The organism is Leptospira idonii (assembly GCF_004770995.1).
Taxonomy (GTDB): domain Bacteria; phylum Spirochaetota; class Leptospiria; order Leptospirales; family Leptospiraceae; genus Leptospira_A; species Leptospira_A idonii.
In genome coordinates this window covers 59,595-76,794 of sequence record NZ_RQHW01000047.1, presented here as the reverse complement: position 1 = coordinate 76,794, position 17,200 = coordinate 59,595, and the positions used below count along the sequence as shown (strand labels likewise).

Below are 17,200 nucleotides of genomic sequence, written 5' to 3'. Positions count from 1 at the left end.
TGGTTCTCTGGAATTGCCTGATTTCCTGGTCTAGTAGCATCTTCATGGGTGAAAAAATCAATTTTCCTGAATTTTGGGGTCTTGGTCTCGGCTTATTTCTCTCTCTTTATGCCGGTTTTTTAAACCATTTTACCCCCAGAGAGCCATTTTCCGAGAACCACTCCGGCTTCAGCTCTCCCATCTTAGCCTTGGAAACAGCGGAAACCCCCAAACATGTCCAAGACATCATCGGAGTGATGGAAAACGAAGAGTTTGCAAACATCACCTCCTCTTATAGAATCCTTCATTATTTCGATTTCGGATTTATCTTTTGTTATATGGCGTTTCTCGCCTATACCGGTCATTATTCAGGAAGAAGAGTCCGTCCCATATTTATGAAAATTTTCGTGGGTATGATCGCAGTTCTTGTGATCGGCGGCTTTGCGGATCTTGTGGAAAACATACTGATCTTAAATCTACTCGATGCGAAAACCGCAGAAGAGATGCTTCCTTCTTTGGAATACCTCAAACCCACAGCACAGTTGAAATGGTTTTGTCTTCTTGCCTATGTGGGAACCATCGGCATCTATTTCTGGTTATACGAAAGAGGAATTCTACTGAGGATATCCTCCGTTCTTTTTGTGACCGCATTTTTTCTAGGATTGTTTTCCATTTTCAAAACCAATCTATTGGAGATCGGTTTTCCTTTGATGGCGGTAGGACTTTGCCTCACTTGGTTCCATTACGGATTCAGTTTAGCCTTCAGCTCCTTGTCCAAAAAAACATAACCTCTTCCCCCCGAAATTTCCAAATCGGTTCCTAAGTTTTTACAGAGGACGGAATATTCCTTTAAGAATTCCTCCGCTTCCTTCGGCCCTAAAGGAGAAAAATAAAGCCCTCCTTGCACGGTTTGATGTTTTCCGAAAACGGGAACCACTTCCACACAAACAAGTGTTCCATTTTTAAAATGAAGGATAGCGGATATATTGTGTTTGAGGTATTGATTTTTGGAGCCGAAGAAAAAGTTTCCCAAAGAATAAATCACTACTCCTTTGGGAAAAACTTCTATGCCTTGAGGGATATGAGGATGATGTCCTATGATCGCCTGATACCCTGCTTGCACCAAATACTTTGCCGTCTTACGTTGCACATCCGTAGGCTCGGGACTGTATTCCACACCCCAATGCAAAGAAAGTAAATTCACATGATTCTGTTTTGATTTTTTGATGAGTCTTTCCGCAGTGCTCACTCTGAAATAAGCGGCTCCGGGAGAACGAGGTCCGGAAAAAAGTCTGGTTTCTCCCGTATCCGAAAAAGAAAAAATTCTAAATTCTTTTCCGTGCGTTGTGAAACTGAGAGGCTTCAAAGATTCAGCTTCGTTTTTTCCCGCACCTGAATAAGGGATTTTATATTCATCCAAAAGAGAAAGAGTTTCGAAGAGGCCTGTTTCTCCGAAATCCATAGTATGATTGTTCGCAAGAGAAACACCGTCGATCTTCATATCTTTCAGAAGATTCAAATCGTCTTTTTCTCCGTAAAAAACGTAAGATTTCATCTTATCTGCACTAGGTGCCTTTTTAAGTACAGGAGTTTCCAAGTTGAGGAATCGGTAGTCCATACCGGAAAGCCAGGAGGAAAAACTACGAAATGCCAAAAGAGGATCAGGAGCACGCATCGCATCTCTGACTCCCCAATTGAACATCACATCACCGCCTACCCAAACTTTGGTGGTTCCGGTGATTTTATATCCGCTTCCGGTATCCGTTTTAAAACGATAATAGTCTTCGACGGGAGGAAGCAGGATCGTTTCGAAATCTTCAGTTTCTTCCTGCGCAGGAACTCCCGTAAAACAAAGAAAAACGAGAGAAAAGAAGAATAAAGATTTCCTCAGCGCAGGCATGAAACCCTAAAACTTAAATACAGAATCGGAAACTTCCGTTTTGACCGTTTTTTTCATTCCGATGAGAATCAAAACATTCTCTTTCTCTTCCCCGATAGGAGTCACTTTCGTCAGAATGCTTTTGGGAGGATGGATGAGTTTGGTATCTTTTTCTTTCACAAGAGAGATCGCTTTCAATCCTCTGGCAGGACTAACGAGTTCGATTCGATTCAATTGAGCGGATTCGAAAAAGTATTCATAAACTCCGTCCTTTTTCTCCAAAAGAATTCGATTTTCTTTCATCAAAAAACGAGCTTTAGGCGAGGTGATCTCCGAGGAAAAACTTCCCGTTAGATACTGATAAATGACAGGGAAAGGCAACTGAATTGATTTTTTAGTATTGGGATCTTGAAGCATCAAATCTCCCATAGGCTGGGTTACGATTTGATCGGAACCGGAGGATTTGATCTTAATTTCAGTAGGACTTGCGATCAGTTCGGAAAACACCAAACCGAAAAAAGTATCCATCAGTTGGATTTTCACAAGACCGGAATTTTTGGAGAAAAATATTTTTCCATCCACCGTGAATTTGTCTTTTTTAGGAACAAATACCTGAATGTTCATCGTAAATTCTCCCCTAAAGGAAGAATAAACATCGGATTGTTTGGCGATATCGGAAAGGAGCGCTTTTGCGTTCGGATCGTTCGGTGAAGCGTATTTGGAGGAGTCTTTTCCGATGAAATTCACATCTTCCACTTCCGCTCCTTTACAGGAAAAAGAGGAAAGAAAGATTACGGAAAGAATCAGGGAAACAAAAGACGGACGGGTAATTAAACTCATTCGGAGAGTTCCTTATTGGCAGATTTTATTTTAGTTTGAATTTTAATTTTCTCTTTCGCATTTTCTGTTTTGGCCATGGATTTTTCCCAATACGCCAAAGCATTCACCAAATCTTTTTTGGAATGATAGACATCTCCGATATGATCGGAAATCACAGGATCAAATGCATCCCTGGCAGTGGAAATATTCTCAGCAAACAATAGATACACCAAAGCTTCTTTCAAATGCCCCGACTTGAAATAGATCCATCCCAAACTGTCCAAATAAGCGGCGTTATCCGGTTCTAGTTCGACTGCTTTTTTCAAGTAGGTAAGAGATTTATCCTTTTTGATTCCTTTCTCCGCATACAAATATCCCAAATAATTGTATGTATTGGAACCGTCAGGATTGGATTCCATGGAAAGAAGCAGGTCTTTTTCCGCATTCGGAAAATCGTTCAATTTATCGTAAGCCATCGCTCTATAGAATAAATAAATGGCATTGTTCTGTTCCAAACTCACAGCTTTATCAAAATCTTTCAAACCGGCTTTGTAGTTTTCCTTTTGAAGATAAGTGAGCCCTCTGAGATAATAATAAGGAGCATAAGAAGGTTGTTTTGCGATCAAAGAACCACTTACGGAAAGGGAAGCATCGTATTTTTTCACTGCGGAATTGGAAAGTAGATATGCCAGTCGGAACTCATGCGCATTTTTACCCTCCTCCGTTTTGGCTTCCGAAATAGCCTTTCGAACATTAAGAACCGCATGATGGACGTTACCTAAATTTTCATCGCAATAAGATATTTTTTCCAGAATCAAAGAAATGTTCCCGGAAAGAGACTCTTCCTTTTTCGCCAAAACCAGTGCCTTTTGGAACGAATTTTTCGCAGTCACATATTGTCTCAGTTGAAAAGCGATTTGTCCTGCTTCCGTATAAGCCTTAAACTTTCGTTTCGGATCTTTTACTGAAATCACTTCCTGCAAAGCGATTCTTAAAGAAAGACGGTTGGGATTCTTTGCGGACAGAGAGATCAGCTTTTCTTCCAAATCCGAGGTATCTCCCGTCAAGATTTGATATAGATAACGGATCACTCCTTCTTTCGGGATCTTTTTTTCTTTATTTAGAATTTCAAAATATGCAAAAGCACTCTCTCTCGCATCGATAAACCAAATCTCTCCCAACATATGGGAGGCTTCCAGATCCCTAGGATTGATTTCTCTGATGCGGTTTAAGTATTTTTTAGCGGAGGCAAAATCACCTAACAAAAAATCGATTTGAGCGACACTGAACAATGCCTCCATATCCGTTTTGGCAAAATCCAAATATTCCAAATAATGTTTTCGTGCTTTTTTAGGATAATCCAGTTTGTAGTTGAGATCGCCTAAGTTACGATTGATTTTTGCTCTGATTTTAGGATCCAGGTTTCCTTCTCTTTTGATGATGGTATCCAGAAGAGAAGTATAATACAAAAGGGATTTGTTCCAAAGTTTTGCTTCGTAAGTGAAGTCTCCCAAACTTCCCAAAAACTGAGAATCAAAAGGAAAGTCGAAGTGATTCGTTTCTAAAACTCCGATCGCTCCCGCAAAATCTCCTTTTTCTCTCAAGGTTCTGGCGCGAAGCAGAATGCTTTCTTTGGTAGGAACGGAAGGAGGAGAAAAAATTCGGTAAGCTATATCGCTCCAACGATCTGCGGAATTAATATCACCTAACTCTAAATAATTGAGAGCCAAAGAATAGGAACTAAGATAAGTAGGACCTTCTTTCTGTTCTTCCCTACAAATATGGAATTTTTCCAAAAACGATACTGATTCCTGAAGGCTTTTTTTGCCGGCATCCTGCCTGCCCCTTCCGAAGTTTTGATAGGCATCTGCCTGTTCTTGAAATCCCCTGGAAAGTAGATAATCCATAGGGACTCCTTTCTCCAGAATGCTGCACGAAACATTCTCTTTTTCGGACTCTCCCAAGGTCTGCGAAGAAACCAGAAACAAAAAGAATAAAATTGGAAGGAATTGGATTTTGATATGGTTAATTGCTTGAAACATCCGTGGATTCCGGGAAAGTTCGGGAACAGGGACATTCCTTGAACCAGATCTTACGAGAAAATTTAAAATACATTCTTGCTGTTCTTCTTGTATGGGCAATCACTTTCCCGTGGGTTTTACAAAACAAAGACACCTTACTTGCGGATCTCACTCTCTATTATAACTCGTTATTCGGATATCCAAACCCTGCCATAACAAGGGAACTTGTGGCCAAAGGTGACTCCATCCTGGAAGGAAGAAAGGAAGGGGACAGCAATTTCATCGCCAAAATCTCGAATTTTATACTCAATGAAGAAAATTCAAAATCTGTAGTTCTTCCTTTAGACCTGCATCTGATGGAAAAGTCCTGTTTATATTTTCGATCCAAAGAACATGTCGAAGAAGTTTTTTTAGAACTCACTTGGAGAGAAAAAGCGATGGAATGGGGATCTCCCTTATTTCAAAAAATTTCCTCCCCGGATGAACTCACATTGGGTCCCAATCCGAAAGACTATTGGAACTCCCATATCGAATCTGTTTTAGAAGCACTCGATTATTATAAAAGAGCCATGCGGTTCTCAGGCCCTGACTTTACAGTTCCTAAAAGAATTGAATCCGTTTCTTGGGCGGTATGCCGTCCTGCTGAGATTCTGCTGGCTTATAAAACCCATATGATGGAAACGGAAAACTATGTTTTACATCTATTAGAAAAAGAGGAAAAACTTCCATCCGGACTGACAGACATTCAAAAGAGAAGCATCGCTCTTTCCGTAATCAAAAGAAGCGGTTATGAAGATGTTTCACCTAACGATTATTTGGAATCCCTTCTTCGACAAATTCTATTGACCGGAATGAAGTCTTTTTCTCCCAAGGAGATGGATTCCGTTTACGAAAGAATTTTATACTTCGTAGGAAACAATGAAAGAGAATATCTGAAATTCCGATTCAGACGAGGAGAGTTGTTTTATCAATTGGGTGCCGAAGATCCTGTTTATTATAAAAAAGGAATTTTGGAATTCAGAGAAGCGGCGAACATCAAACTCGCTTCGGAAGATGAAGATGTCAATCTACCTGCCCTTCTTGTGCACCAGTTCGAGTCGATACTCAGAGAATCACAATGTTATCATAAATTAGGAGAGAACAAAAAAGCACTTGCCATTTTGGATTCTTTGCAGCCCAAATTGAGAAATGTCGATGAACGAAGTGTAGGCGGAACAAAACTCCAAATTATGCAAACTTACAGAGAAACGAAAAGATCCGTTCTGAGAAAACTGAATCGTTTTGAGGAAGCAGATGAGATCCCCCTTTCCCAGTGAAATCAGTTATTTCGACTATAATGCAACTCACCCTCCTTTTTCAGAACTATTAGAACTCAGCCTAAAGGAATACCTAACCGATTTTTACAACCCTTCCGGAGCAACCAGGTTCTCTCTCAGAAATCAGGGAAAAATAGAATCCGTTCGGAAATATTTTTCTGAACTCACCGGTAAAAAAGAAAGTTCTTTGATCTTTTCTTCTACCGGCACGGAAGCGAACTATCTTCTCATTCAAAACCTAAGAGATCGTTTTCCGGAGTTAAATGAAGTCATCGTCAGCCCTTTCGAACACTCCAGTATGTATGGAGCCTTGGACGATTACGGATTTGAGAAAAAAATTATTTCTACGAATAAATCCGGCAAGATTCTTCTTTCTTCTTTAGAAACTCTTTTGCAAAACTCCCCTCTTCCCGTCATCTGTTTGATGGCAGGAAATGAAACGGGGGTTTTGCAGCCTGTCAGGGAAATCTCGGAAATCGCTAGGTCGCATAATTCCCCTTTTTTTAGCGATTTAATGCAGGCCTTCGGAAAAACGGAAGTTGATTTCGATCTTTTCGACGGTTTCAGTTTTTCCTCTCATAAGATAGGAGGAGGAATGGGAACTGCCATTACTTCCGTCTGTTACGATTCGAAAAACTTTCATTTATTTGCAGGAGGAAACCAAGAGAACGGCCACAGGGCCGGGACGGAAAACCTCCCCTCTATTTTGGCCTTCCGGGAAGCAAGTAAATTGCAACTAGAAGAACTTGCGAATAAAAACAAAAAATTAGAAAATTACAGAATACGAATAGAATCCTCTCTCAAAGAATGGGGATGTAAAATCATTGCGGAAGATTCGAATCGGCTGTACAACACCAGTTTTGTGTTATTGCCGATAGAGGAACTGGATTTTTTCCTTTTGGGAATGGAAGAAAAGAAAATCATAATCTCTACGGGGAGCTCTTGTAAATCGAGAGCTAGAGAAGCTTCCGGTTCCTTACTTGCGATGGGGTATTCCAAAGAAGAAGCATTGCGATGCATACGAATTTCCACCGGCTATTTCACAACGGAAGAGGAAGTGAAACACTTGCTTACAAGTTTCGAAGAATTGATCGAAAAGTTCCGCAGTTTTTAATTTTTTATGAAGATTAGAATCATCGCAAAACCGAGCAAAAGTTTCGGCGAAGGAAAATTCGACGGAGAACTGTTCTGGGAAGAAAGTAAAAAAAGTTTACATCCTGTAGAGGTCATCTGCCCGATCGACGGGAGAAACCTGATCGAATTTAAAAAAGACTGGGAAAATTTTTTGACAAGGGTCTTGAGTTCTCCTCCCGACAAACATGAATTTCACGAAAAGGTTCTAAAAAAAACTTTCGTTCTGGAACAGATGATTTTCGGAACAAAAACCCCTCCTTGGAAACATCCCGACTTTCAAGAAGAAATCATCGTACAAACAGATCCTGAATTCACCGCCTTTCCCTGGGAAATACTCAGGACTCATAAGGGTTTCTTTTGGGAATGGAACAGAATCGTAAGAGGCATTCGATCCGATTTTCTTTATACGGAAACGAAAGACAAAAACGGTTTTTTAATCGTTTCCAATCCCGTTCAAAAGGAACTAACGGACAGTGTACGAATAGAAGTGTCCTCCATCGCAAAAATCGTAGAGAACGAATCCAACATTCCTTTGAAAGTATTGAAAGGAGAGCAGTTGAAATTGGTTCGATTTTGGGAAGAACTCTCCGAAGCAAGTCTGGTGCATTACGCAGGCCATACTGAAAAAGAAGGCATTCCTTTCGAAAAAGAAAACTTAGTGATAGGAAAAGAGATTGCGAATGCAAAACTCTCCAATCTAAAACTTGTTTTTCTCAACAGTTGCCATTCCGCTTACGAATCCAGACACACGGGAGGACTTGCCGCAAGTTTCCTCAAAGCGGGAGCAGGATATGTAATCGGATTTTTATCTCCAGTAGAAACAAAAATCGCGGAAGCGGCAGGAGAACGATTCTGGAAAGAATATCTGAAATCGAAAGATATTTACAAATCGTATCAAAAAACAAAACAATACCTTCTCGACTCTGATACAAAAAGTCTCTTAGGAGCTCTCTCTTTCGTATGTTTTGCGCCAGAAAAACCTAAGAAGAATTACACTTGGCTCACTACTTCTTTCTTTGTGATTCTCATCGGAGGATTTCTATATTCATTTTCTTTCTTCCGACAGGACGACCCTTCTCCAACGACTGCGATTCCCGAAATTGGGCAAAAAAAGATTTCCCGAGAAACCAAAAGAGAAGAGAAGCCAGTTGCCAAACCAAAACTTTCGGAAACGGAAATTCTAATCTCTAAGATTCAAGATGTCCAATTCAAAAAAGAAGCTTCCTCTTTTCTAAAGAAAGACCATCCTCTTCTGGACAAAGAAGCAAAAGAAACTATTTTGAACGGAATTTTGCGGGAAGACAAAACGGAAAGCCTGAAGTATTATGAATTCAAAAGTAAAATAGGACATTCTCCGTGAAGGAAACATCTCTTTTTTGGATTCTATGCTTTTTAATGTTTTGTTTTTCTTTGTACGCCGACGAAGCAAAGGAACACTTCGAACTCTATTTAAAAACAAAAATTCCCACAACCAAACTGAAAGATTCCCATTATAAAGAAACAATCAATCCTTCCTCGGATGAAGATGCCATCGAATCGGAATTCGAATTTTATATAAAAAAATGCACGAATAAAAAAATCGTTTCTCTCTCTAAAATCCTAAAACCTTTTTCTTCCATCGATTCTTTGATTTATTTGAAGAACTGTTCTGAGCCGGGCCAAGAACAAAAGATAAAACAAAAATTATTCGAGATCATTCAATTTCCTAAATTGGAAATATTAGAAACGGAAATACAAAATCCCGAAATCAAAAAAATCGCAGAGGAAATTCTACCTCTGTGGGAAGACAGAGTTTATGTTTTTTCGAATTTTTACGATCCTCATACATTGGTTTGGTACGGAAAAGAAAAAGGTTTCACGGAAGAAATCAATCGGATCGTTTATAAGGATATGCCGGAACACAGAAAGAAGACAATGCTTCTTAGAATCAAAGAAGATTTACTTCTTTCCAACCAGCAGATCTACCACATCTATTCCTATTCCACACAAAGTCCTTGGAATGAAAAAAACCTTCTTTCCGAAAACAAAAGAGCAGAGGGATACTATCTCAAAATTATGGACGAATGGGGAAAAGACCCTACTTTCCCTTCCGAAAAAAAACAACAATTGCAAGAGCTTTCCAACTGCATAACTGCATTGGGAAACCAGGAAAAAAAGTTCCGGCTTCTGGGATTTTACGGTTTTTTCACCCAATATGGGACTTTCACGAAAGAATCGGATCCAGAAGAAGAGGCAACAGTCCAATTTCTCAGAAAAAACATATACCATTCGGCACATTTTGAAAGACGTTGGTTAGAGATTCGCAATTCTTGCCTCAAACAGCAAAGTTTGCCGTGAACTGCAATGAGTGACGAGATTAGAAAACTATTGGATGAATGCCTTCTCGGCAAAGAGTCCGCATGGAAATCCTTTATTCTCAAATTCCACAGACTGATTAGCGGAACAGTAGCCCACTATGTTCCTAGATCCGAAGTGGAAGACACAGTACAGCTGGTTTACCTCCGCCTAACTCACAACGAATATCGGTTGATTGGAAAATTCAAAGGTGACAGCCTTCCTGCATTCATTGTATTTCTCAGTGAAATTGCAAAAAACGTCAGTCTTTCTCAAACGAGAGTGATCAGAAGACAAGATTTTAGGGAAGGACTAAATCTAGACCTCGCAATAGACATATTAGACGAAAGACCGAATCAGGAGACTACTTATTTCGAACTGGAAGAAAAGAACGAATTTTATAATAGAATTTCTTTATTAGACGAACCTTATCAGGAAATACTTGTTTTACGGTTAAAAGGTTACAAATTTAAAGATATTGCAGAGATTTTATCTCTTCCTCTAGGTACAATTCTGGCGCGCGCCAGCAGAGCGAAGGAAAAGATAAAAAAAATCGTCCAAAAAGAAATAAAGAGCTGAGATTAGGAAATATATAAATGGAACCGTTTGATCCAAACTCATTTATGAACCAAATAAAGCTCAAAGAAGCATTTTTCCTTATGAAGCAAGGAGAAGAAGCGGATCAAGATACAGTAGACCGCCTAATCTCTCAGATCCTACCAAAATCTGATTCCGGTTTTACGATGATTTTAAGAATTGTAGGGGAAAAATTACAAGTGCTTTCCAATGACTTCGGTTTGGAAGAGTTAAGCCCTGTAGGTAAAATGGCCTTCAGAGGAGGGTCCATTCAACAATTCAAATTGAATAGAACATTGGAAGGCAAAGAGATTCAATTCATTCTCTCCCCCAACCAAGAGAATTCGGAAATCTATCTCTCCGTAGAAATAAACCCTCCAGCAGCTTACAAAGCAAAACTAAAGTTAGATGGCGATACGATAGAAACTTTGAATAACTTACAGAAAGAGAAAATGTTCGATTCTCCCATCACCATGGAAACTTCGTCGGAAGTGGTGTTTTTAGAGGAGAACAAGGAAATCGGTCGATTTCACCTCGTTTTACAAGAATCTTTTTCTTAATTTTTTTTATCTTCCCTGCAATAAAATCCCTAATTCAGGACATTTATCTTTAGGTAGCTCAGCGCATCTCCGAGGTGGGCTACTTTTTCTTTTCCAAATAGATTACTCATCATCCCGACAAAACTGTCGGGATTCTTTTTTTGCGGAGAATCAAATAGAAAAGAATAGATCTCTTAAGCGTTGACTCGGAAATAAATCAAATCTCCGTCTTGAACGACGTAATCCTTACCTTCCACCCTGAGCTTTCCTTCTTCTTTCACTTTTGCAGGATCTCCTGTGCGGTCGATGTCTTCGTATTTCATGACTTCGGCACGAATGTATCCCTTTTCAAAATCGGAATGGATGACAGCCGCAGCCAAAGGCCCAGTGCTTCCCACATTGGTAGTCCAAGCTCTCACCTCCTCCACCCCTGCGGTGAAAAAAGTAAGTAGACCCAAAAGTTTGTAGGAGGCTTGGATCATTCTGGAAAGGCCGGATTCGGTTTCTCCGATCTCTTCCAAAAAGGCAAGTTGATCGTCTTTTTCCAAACCGGAAATTTCCTCTTCGAAACGACCACATAACACAACCACTTCGGCACCTTCTTTAGAGGCGTATTCTTTGATGGTTTCCACATGAGGATTTTTGGATTTTTTGACTTCTGAATCCAATATATTCGCCACATATAATACTGGTTTGATGGTGATTAAATTGAATTTTTTGGCGATTTTTTTCTCATCGTCCGTCAATGGAACGGATGCAGCTCGATTTCCTTTTTTTAAGGCATCTAAGATCTTTTCCATGACTGAGGAAATTTCAAGAGCTTCCTTATTCCCGGTTTTTGCCGTTTTAGAAACTCTTTGGTGTTGTTTTTCCAAACTGTCCAAGTCGGATAATATAAGTTCGTAATTGATTACCGTAATGTCTTCGATCGGATCCACTTTTCCATGAACATGAGTTATATTTTCATCTTCGAAGGCTCTCACTACATGGCAGATCGCTTCCACTTCACGAATGTGGGATAAAAACTGGTTTCCCAAACCTTCTCCCTGGCTTGCTCCTTTTACAAGGCCGGCAATGTCCACGAATTCGATTGTGGTCGCAACAGTTCTTTTAGGTTTATAAAGTTCTGTAAGGCGGTCTAATCTTTTGTCGGGAACCTCTACGATTCCAGTGTTTGGTTCGATGGTGCAAAAAGGATAATTTGCCATTTGAGCACCTGCTTTGGTCAAAGCATTAAAAATTGTAGACTTTCCCACGTTGGGGAGACCGACGATACCGCAATTCAATCCCATAGGGATAAGTTTATTCCCGGGGTCCGAGCGACAAGGAAAAATGTTATTTCAGCCGTCTCTGCTGAATCCTGTTTTCCAATAGATGTAAAAAAGATAACTGCAAGCGATCCCGACGGTCAAAACGTATTTTCCCAAATAAATCCAGCCGATCCGAATCCAATTCAAACGGTCTTTCAGTGCCAGAAGAGAAATGATTTCCTCGGATTTCATTTCGGAAAGGTTCTCCGGTAATGGGAAAATATTTTTACGTTTTAAGGTGTTCTCCAACACCTTCTGCCGCCAAACAGAAGACAAATGAAAAAAAGAGGACGCATCCCCCGTTTTTCCCACATCCAAAAGAAGTTTAGGAATTTCGAAAAACTTATATGCGATGAGTCCGGAAAAAGAAGTATAAATCGCCAAATAATTGATAAGTACAATCAGAGGGCTTGCAGTATATTTGGAGGAAAAAAGAAGATAAAGATAAAGAGCGAGAAAACATAAACTCAACGACTTTCTGAATTGAGTAAACTTCAGAGAGAAATTTACCTCTTTGAGAAACAATTGGTATTCTTCGGGAGGATTTTGGATTTCCATAGAACTCATTCGGTTTTTAAAACAGATTCGATCCCTTGCATTCTTTCCGAAAAAGATTTCGGCAAAGAAGATTGAATCACCACTTCCTTACCATCTTTTCCCTGAAAGGAAAATTTCCAAGCATGTAAATACATACGTTTCTCGGAGTCTGCTTTTTCTTTTCCGTAAACATCATCCCCCAAAATGGGAAAACCTTCCTCTGAAATCATAATTCGAATCTGATGTCGCCTTCCTGTAATTAGGTTTGCCTTTCCCAAAAAAAGGAGCTTTGCATCGTCCCTAATTAAAACTTCGAATTCAGTGATTGCTTTTTTTCCTCCGCTACGGACGACAGAAACTCTTTTATTACCGTCTTTTAGAAAACACTCGGATCGTTTCTGTATCCAATCGGGAAGTCCCTCTGCGATGAATAGATATTCTTTTTTGCCCGAAGAGAGAATTCCATCAAGATAGGAGTTATCCGCTCCTTCTTTTCCCAATAAAACGATCCCGCTGGTTCCCAAATCCAATCGATTTACTGTTCTTAGGTGAGATATATGTAAAGCTTTCGCAACAAGCCTTGTAAAATCGGGGCGTTTCGGATCTTTTGTTTCATGGACGGGAAGTCCGGACGGTTTGTTCGCAATGAGGAAAGATTCATCTTCCCAGAGTATCTCCGTGGAAAACCCTCCCTCCAGGGAGATTCGTTTATTTAACTTCGAATACGACATGGTATCCGCCGTAACTGCGAATATTGATGGCTCCGTTTTCAAAAAGAAGATATTGTCCTTTGATTCCCACAAGTACATCTTCTATGGAATCGGTTTCGGATAGTTTGTAAGACTTTACCTTTTTCGGATAAGAAAGAATGGGGTATTGTATCTCTTGCGGAGAATCTATATTTGTTCTGTTCCAATTCAAAAGCACAGTTTTGCCTTTTTCATTTTCCATAGGAAATTCTTTCGTTTCTAAATGTCTGACGAATTTATCCCTTTCCTTGGTTAGGTTGATTTCCGGAGGATCCCCTTGGATCATTTTTTGCCAGGAGGTTTTATCGGGGAGAAAACCGGCTAAATAATGTTCGATGATGCCTGCTTCCCTTCTGGAAGAGACTGTCAAAAGAGGAATTCCGAAACGAGCTCCTTGGTCCACCCAGCGATTGCTCACCGGTTTTTCTTTGGTGATTCCCACCTTCAGGCCGCTCGAATTTGCGAAGTAAACAGTATGTTCTTGAAAACAATACTTTTTCCCCCACTCCGGTTCCCTGCAAGTTCCTTTATGAAAATGGCAGGTCTCGGGGCGCATGATGCATAGATCATTGTTTGCCTTATTTGAAAAACACTCGAAACAACTTCCCTGGTTGAATGATTTTTTAGTAGGTTTACCGCAGTCCAAACAACGGATTTTTCCGTTGGAAGTAAGTTTCAATTTTTTTCCAAGAAAGTCGTTTAGAAATTCGGAGGAAAAACTTTCGATAGCTTCCGATTTCCCCGGTCTTTTTTTATCAGCTTCATCCTGATAATTCGCATAACTCCACCTATATCGAACAGGGGTCGTGCCCTCGTGTTCCATCATGCGAATGTATCCGGAATAAACTGTCATGGTGTGAAACTAAGTTCCTTTCCTGAAATGGGGAAAAGTTCCGAATTCAACTTCAAATGGAATATACCTACCAATGTTTGAGTTTCTTTTTCGGACGCCCATCTGAACACGATCACTTCGTCTCTAAATTGATAATGGGAAATGTTCCCGTTGGGAAAATAAAACAATCGGAGCATGTCTTCTCCTTCCCCTAACAAAAGAACTTTGCCGTTCTGGTTGGGAGATTTGGTTTTGGAAATTTGAACGGAAACCTTTCCTCCCAAGTCGTGTTCCTCTGAGGACTCGCCTTCCACGGAAGCCGCATCCGCAGATGCATTCGTTTCGTTTGCTTCGATGATATCCCCGTCCCAACTCAATAGGCTGCAAGGAAAATCACCGATTAACTTAGGAAAATCGTCGGAACATGGAACGTATCTGATTTCTTTTTGTTCCGTATCTTTGTAATCTTTTAAGAGCGTGCTTCTAACGGAAGCATAAGCGACTGACTTTAATTTGCCGGAAAACTTCGCCTTAGGTATGTTCTTAAAAGAAGGCACCGCATCGGGAGAAGAAAAAATTCCCTGATACGAAACGATCAGAGAAAGAACAATCAGAATGGTTCGTATTCGTTTCATCGTCTTTTCCTTTTAATACAACAAATAAGGGGCGATTCTTTTCTTCTCGTCCGCCTCTGTTTTGCTGTAGGTTTCATGAAACTCTTTATATGTTTTTCCAGAATTGATCGCAACTCTGAAGTTCTCATTTCCCCAAAGCTGATCTACCCAATGATTGTTGCTTCCTTTGTTCCATTTGAAATCTTTAGGATAAGTATCTTTCATCAGTCGGATCAACTCGTAAGCAAGTTCCATAGGATCATAATCGGGAGAAACGAGATTCATCCTTAGCCCGCTGCAGATTTTTCCTTTATGAGGACCGAAAGTCGGCTTAAAAAAAACAGGTGTAAAATAGTAGGATCTGTTCGCTAATTGAGAAAGTTTTTTCGCCAAATCCTCAGGATCTGTCATCCAAGGAGCCCCGAAATATACGAAGGGGGCTTGTGTTCCTCTTCCTACGGAAACATTCACTCCTTCCAAAAGAACGAGGGAAAGATAATTTCTTGCGGACTCCACCATAGGCAGATTCGGAGAAGGAGTGAACCAAGGAAGTCCAGTCTCTTCGAAATATAACTCACGTTTGTATCCGGTAACAGGAATGACTTTTATTTTTGCGTTTCCTTTCAGATATTCCTGATTGTAAAAATTTGCGGATTCACCCATGCTCATTCCTGAAATCAAAAGAGAAGGAAATTCTCCTGCAAAATTCAGATTTTTAGGATTCATCTTTTCTCCCATAGGAGGAAGATGCATGGCGATGTGGATATGATCGAGCAATACGAACTGTGTTTTGGTATTTTGGATTCCATCCAATAGTCTTTTCATTACACTTACGTAAGTATAACAACGCATTCCTACATCCTGCACATCGAAAAGAACGTAATCCACTTCTTTCAAAAGATCTTTCAAATCGGAATCTTTGATTCTATAGATATGATAGAGAGGTCTGTTGAACGTAGTATCCATAGTAACAGGAGTTTGGCTAAATTCTTCTTCCAGGCCGAGAAACCCGTGTTCTAGTCCGATCAAATGTTCCAAAGTTACTTTGTATTTGTCGAATTCTCTGATAATTCTTGCAGGGTTGTTTCCGATTCCTGAAGGATTCGTCACAAGCATGATTTTTTTACCGGAGAGAGTGGGAAGAATCTCGTTATAAAAAACTTCACTGGAAGGAGTTAATTTCGAATCCAAAGGGTGGATCCTGAATTGAGGAACCGTATTTCCCTGGCAGGAAGCTAAAATAAAGAGAGCGGAAAACCTAAAAAAGTATTTGGTCATGTAAGTAGAAGATTATATTATATGGCAAATCTTCAAGGAGAATTGCTTCCTCATGTCCAAACGACCCGTCTTGAACTACCCTCTCGGTATTTTACTATTGATCTTAGGCTGTGCCAGCTCCGCTTCCGCGGAAAAACCTCAAAATCTACCGGAAAATGTAGTTACCGCAATGGGAGAGGCGCCTATTTACCAAGGAGACTTGGCTCTGGCACGCAACAAGGCTCTCAAAGATGCAAAACTAAATGCCATCCGTAAACTCGTAGGGGAACAAATTACAGAAAAATCCGGAGTGGCAGACGGCCAATCTCTAGGAACCAAACTCTACGGAAAGACAGACTCTTTCGTAAAAAAATACGACATCCTGAGTGAAGAAAAATGGAGACTGGACACCCAGGATATGATCCGACTGAATGTTCGATGCGAAGTGGAAGCTACGAAACTTTCCACTGCTGTAGACGCTCTTTTGGATGACGTGGGAAATCCGAGAGTTGCCGTTCTCATCCAATCCACAGTCCAAGGAAAATCCTATCCGATCGGTTCCGCAACCAACATCGCTGAAGCGGAATTGATAGAAAAATTAAGAAACAAAGGAAACAAAGTTGTGGATAGCTCTCAACTAACAGCTCTTTTGAAAAAAAATCCGGCATTGGCTAAACTTGATTTGAACTCAGTGGAAGAAGGAAGCCCTCTTCTCACACTGGCGCAAGATTCAGGAGCGGAAGTTTTGATTCTGGGTAAAGTAGTTACCACAGATCAAAAACCAATCGTGCTTCCCGGCGGTAAAAAAACGGATTTCCTAAGTTCCGCAGCGACCGGCCCTTATCGAATCATTCAACTTTGGGGAGACGGTAAAATTTTCGGTTCGGGTTCCCATGAAGGAAGAGGTGCGGACATCACTCAGGAAGTTTCCAGAGAACAAGCATTGAAGGATTGGTCGAAATTGGTTTCGGACAAAGTCGCAAAACAGATCAAAGATGAGTGGTTCAAACTCACGGAACAAAACACTGTGATCTTCAAATTCAAAGGACTCGAACTCGAGGATGCGATCAACTTCAAGAATGACCTTCAAGAGTTTACTTCCGTAAAACAGATCAATGACCGCAAAACGGAAATAGGCGGATCGGAATGGGAGCTTACTTACCCGGGCAAAGAAACGATGTTTGCAGAAGAGCTGATGTATAAAAAAGATTCCAGCTTCCGATTTTTATCCAGCAAAACTCTCAATATCACTAGTTCCAAAAGAGGAGTGGTAGAAGCGGAGTTCAGAAACAGATAACATCGCA

General features: G+C 40.4%; 17 protein-coding genes. 8 read left to right on the top strand and 9 right to left on the bottom strand.

What is annotated here, in order from left to right; genetic code table 11:
- Positions 1-44: 44 nt before the first annotated feature.
- Positions 45-767 carry a hypothetical protein gene (locus EHS15_RS12215; protein WP_135760861.1) on the top strand — a complete coding sequence of 241 codons (723 nt, stop codon included), beginning with the start codon at positions 45-47 and terminating at the stop codon, positions 765-767.
- Here EHS15_RS12215 and EHS15_RS12210 read toward each other — a convergent pair.
- The 3 genes from EHS15_RS12210 to EHS15_RS12200 are packed head-to-tail and all read right to left on the bottom strand — an operon-like array spanning position 722 to position 4,719.
- A complete protein-coding gene (locus EHS15_RS12210) occupies positions 722-1,879 on the bottom strand; it encodes a CapA family protein (protein WP_135760860.1) in 1,158 nt (385 codons plus the stop codon). The genes EHS15_RS12215 and EHS15_RS12210 overlap by 46 nt on opposite strands.
- Positions 1,880-1,885: 6 nt before the next feature.
- A complete protein-coding gene (locus EHS15_RS12205) occupies positions 1,886-2,698 on the bottom strand; it encodes a hypothetical protein (RefSeq protein WP_135760859.1) in 813 nt (270 codons plus the stop codon).
- Positions 2,695-4,719: a tetratricopeptide repeat protein gene (locus EHS15_RS12200; protein WP_135760858.1), complete on the bottom strand. Its 2,025-nt coding sequence runs from the start codon at positions 4,717-4,719 to the stop codon at positions 2,695-2,697. The genes EHS15_RS12205 and EHS15_RS12200 overlap by 4 nt, the downstream gene beginning before the upstream one ends.
- Before the next feature lie 38 nt (positions 4,720-4,757).
- On the opposite strand from EHS15_RS12200, the gene EHS15_RS12195 reads away from it, so the two are divergent.
- Genes EHS15_RS12195 through EHS15_RS12170 form a run of 6 tightly spaced genes read left to right on the top strand, consistent with a single transcriptional unit; the run spans position 4,758 to position 10,618 of the window.
- Entirely contained in the window at positions 4,758-6,014 is a 1,257-nt protein-coding gene (locus EHS15_RS12195) for a hypothetical protein (RefSeq protein ID WP_135760857.1), read from the top strand.
- Positions 5,992-7,128: a cysteine desulfurase family protein gene (locus EHS15_RS12190; protein ID WP_135760856.1), complete on the top strand. Its 1,137-nt coding sequence runs from the start codon at positions 5,992-5,994 to the stop codon at positions 7,126-7,128. Before EHS15_RS12195 ends, EHS15_RS12190 begins: the two co-directional genes overlap by 23 nt.
- A gap of 6 nt (positions 7,129-7,134) precedes the next feature.
- Positions 7,135-8,508 carry a CHAT domain-containing protein gene (locus EHS15_RS12185; RefSeq protein WP_135760855.1) on the top strand — a complete coding sequence of 458 codons (1,374 nt, stop codon included), beginning with the start codon at positions 7,135-7,137 and terminating at the stop codon, positions 8,506-8,508.
- A gap of 35 nt (positions 8,509-8,543) precedes the next feature.
- Positions 8,544-9,485, top strand: a complete 942-nt coding sequence (locus tag EHS15_RS12180) for a hypothetical protein (protein WP_135760854.1) — start codon at positions 8,544-8,546, stop codon at positions 9,483-9,485.
- Between the two features lie 6 nt (positions 9,486-9,491).
- A complete protein-coding gene (locus EHS15_RS12175) occupies positions 9,492-10,061 on the top strand; it encodes an RNA polymerase sigma factor (protein WP_135760853.1) in 570 nt (189 codons plus the stop codon).
- A 44-nt stretch (positions 10,062-10,105) separates the two neighbouring features.
- Positions 10,106-10,618, top strand: a complete 513-nt coding sequence (locus tag EHS15_RS12170; RefSeq protein WP_135760852.1) for a hypothetical protein — start codon at positions 10,106-10,108, stop codon at positions 10,616-10,618.
- Positions 10,619-10,791: 173 nt separating this feature from the next.
- Here EHS15_RS12170 and ychF read toward each other — a convergent pair whose 3' ends face one another.
- From ychF to EHS15_RS12140, 6 genes are read right to left on the bottom strand one after another with little or no spacing between them, the layout of a single operon-like run.
- Entirely contained in the window at positions 10,792-11,889 is a 1,098-nt protein-coding gene (ychF, locus tag EHS15_RS12165) for a redox-regulated ATPase YchF (RefSeq protein WP_135760851.1), read from the bottom strand.
- A gap of 48 nt (positions 11,890-11,937) precedes the next feature.
- Positions 11,938-12,474, bottom strand: a complete 537-nt coding sequence (locus tag EHS15_RS12160) for a hypothetical protein (protein ID WP_135760850.1) — start codon at positions 12,472-12,474, stop codon at positions 11,938-11,940.
- Positions 12,471-13,175, bottom strand: a complete 705-nt coding sequence (locus EHS15_RS12155; protein ID WP_135760849.1) for an RluA family pseudouridine synthase — start codon at positions 13,173-13,175, stop codon at positions 12,471-12,473. The genes EHS15_RS12160 and EHS15_RS12155 overlap by 4 nt, the downstream gene beginning before the upstream one ends.
- A complete protein-coding gene (locus EHS15_RS12150; RefSeq protein WP_135760848.1) occupies positions 13,153-14,046 on the bottom strand; it encodes a DUF2797 domain-containing protein in 894 nt (297 codons plus the stop codon). Before EHS15_RS12150 ends, EHS15_RS12155 begins: the two co-directional genes overlap by 23 nt.
- Positions 14,043-14,660 carry an LIC_11883 family protein gene (locus EHS15_RS12145; protein ID WP_135760847.1) on the bottom strand — a complete coding sequence of 206 codons (618 nt, stop codon included), beginning with the start codon at positions 14,658-14,660 and terminating at the stop codon, positions 14,043-14,045. The genes EHS15_RS12150 and EHS15_RS12145 overlap by 4 nt, the downstream gene beginning before the upstream one ends.
- 12 nt (positions 14,661-14,672) lie before the next feature.
- Positions 14,673-15,917, bottom strand: coding sequence for an exo-beta-N-acetylmuramidase NamZ family protein (locus tag EHS15_RS12140; RefSeq protein WP_135760846.1), 1,245 nt, complete (start codon positions 15,915-15,917; stop codon positions 14,673-14,675).
- 52 nt (positions 15,918-15,969) lie between these two features.
- Between EHS15_RS12140 and EHS15_RS12135 the strand changes: the two genes are divergently transcribed.
- Positions 15,970-17,193 (top strand): lipoprotein LipL46, encoded by a 1,224-nt coding sequence (locus EHS15_RS12135; RefSeq protein WP_135760845.1) that lies wholly within the window; start codon positions 15,970-15,972, stop codon positions 17,191-17,193.
- Positions 17,194-17,200: the final 7 nt, after the last annotated feature.

Excerpts from the sequence above, each read along its gene's own strand:
- EHS15_RS12160 (WP_135760850.1), bottom strand. The coding sequence starts at position 12,474 with ATGAGTTCTATGGAAATCCAAAATCCTCCCGAAGAATACCAATTGTTT.
- EHS15_RS12185 (WP_135760855.1), top strand. The coding sequence starts at position 7,135 with ATGAAGATTAGAATCATCGCAAAACCGAGCAAAAGTTTCGGCGAAGGA.
- EHS15_RS12140 (WP_135760846.1), bottom strand. The coding sequence starts at position 15,917 with ATGACCAAATACTTTTTTAGGTTTTCCGCTCTCTTTATTTTAGCTTCC.
- EHS15_RS12190 (WP_135760856.1), top strand. The coding sequence starts at position 5,992 with ATGAGATCCCCCTTTCCCAGTGAAATCAGTTATTTCGACTATAATGCA.
- EHS15_RS12200 (WP_135760858.1), bottom strand. The coding sequence starts at position 4,719 with ATGTTTCAAGCAATTAACCATATCAAAATCCAATTCCTTCCAATTTTA.
- EHS15_RS12205 (WP_135760859.1), bottom strand. The coding sequence starts at position 2,698 with ATGAGTTTAATTACCCGTCCGTCTTTTGTTTCCCTGATTCTTTCCGTA.
- EHS15_RS12180 (WP_135760854.1), top strand. The coding sequence starts at position 8,544 with ATGTTTTGTTTTTCTTTGTACGCCGACGAAGCAAAGGAACACTTCGAA.
- EHS15_RS12155 (WP_135760849.1), bottom strand. The coding sequence starts at position 13,175 with ATGTCGTATTCGAAGTTAAATAAACGAATCTCCCTGGAGGGAGGGTTT.
- EHS15_RS12210 (WP_135760860.1), bottom strand. The coding sequence starts at position 1,879 with ATGCCTGCGCTGAGGAAATCTTTATTCTTCTTTTCTCTCGTTTTTCTT.
- EHS15_RS12215 (WP_135760861.1), top strand. The coding sequence starts at position 45 with ATGGGTGAAAAAATCAATTTTCCTGAATTTTGGGGTCTTGGTCTCGGC.
- EHS15_RS12175 (WP_135760853.1), top strand. The coding sequence starts at position 9,492 with ATGAGTGACGAGATTAGAAAACTATTGGATGAATGCCTTCTCGGCAAA.
- EHS15_RS12135 (WP_135760845.1), top strand. The coding sequence starts at position 15,970 with ATGTCCAAACGACCCGTCTTGAACTACCCTCTCGGTATTTTACTATTG.
- EHS15_RS12145 (WP_135760847.1), bottom strand. The coding sequence starts at position 14,660 with ATGAAACGAATACGAACCATTCTGATTGTTCTTTCTCTGATCGTTTCG.
- EHS15_RS12150 (WP_135760848.1), bottom strand. The coding sequence starts at position 14,046 with ATGACAGTTTATTCCGGATACATTCGCATGATGGAACACGAGGGCACG.
- EHS15_RS12170 (WP_135760852.1), top strand. The coding sequence starts at position 10,106 with ATGAACCAAATAAAGCTCAAAGAAGCATTTTTCCTTATGAAGCAAGGA.
- ychF (WP_135760851.1), bottom strand. The coding sequence starts at position 11,889 with ATGGGATTGAATTGCGGTATCGTCGGTCTCCCCAACGTGGGAAAGTCT.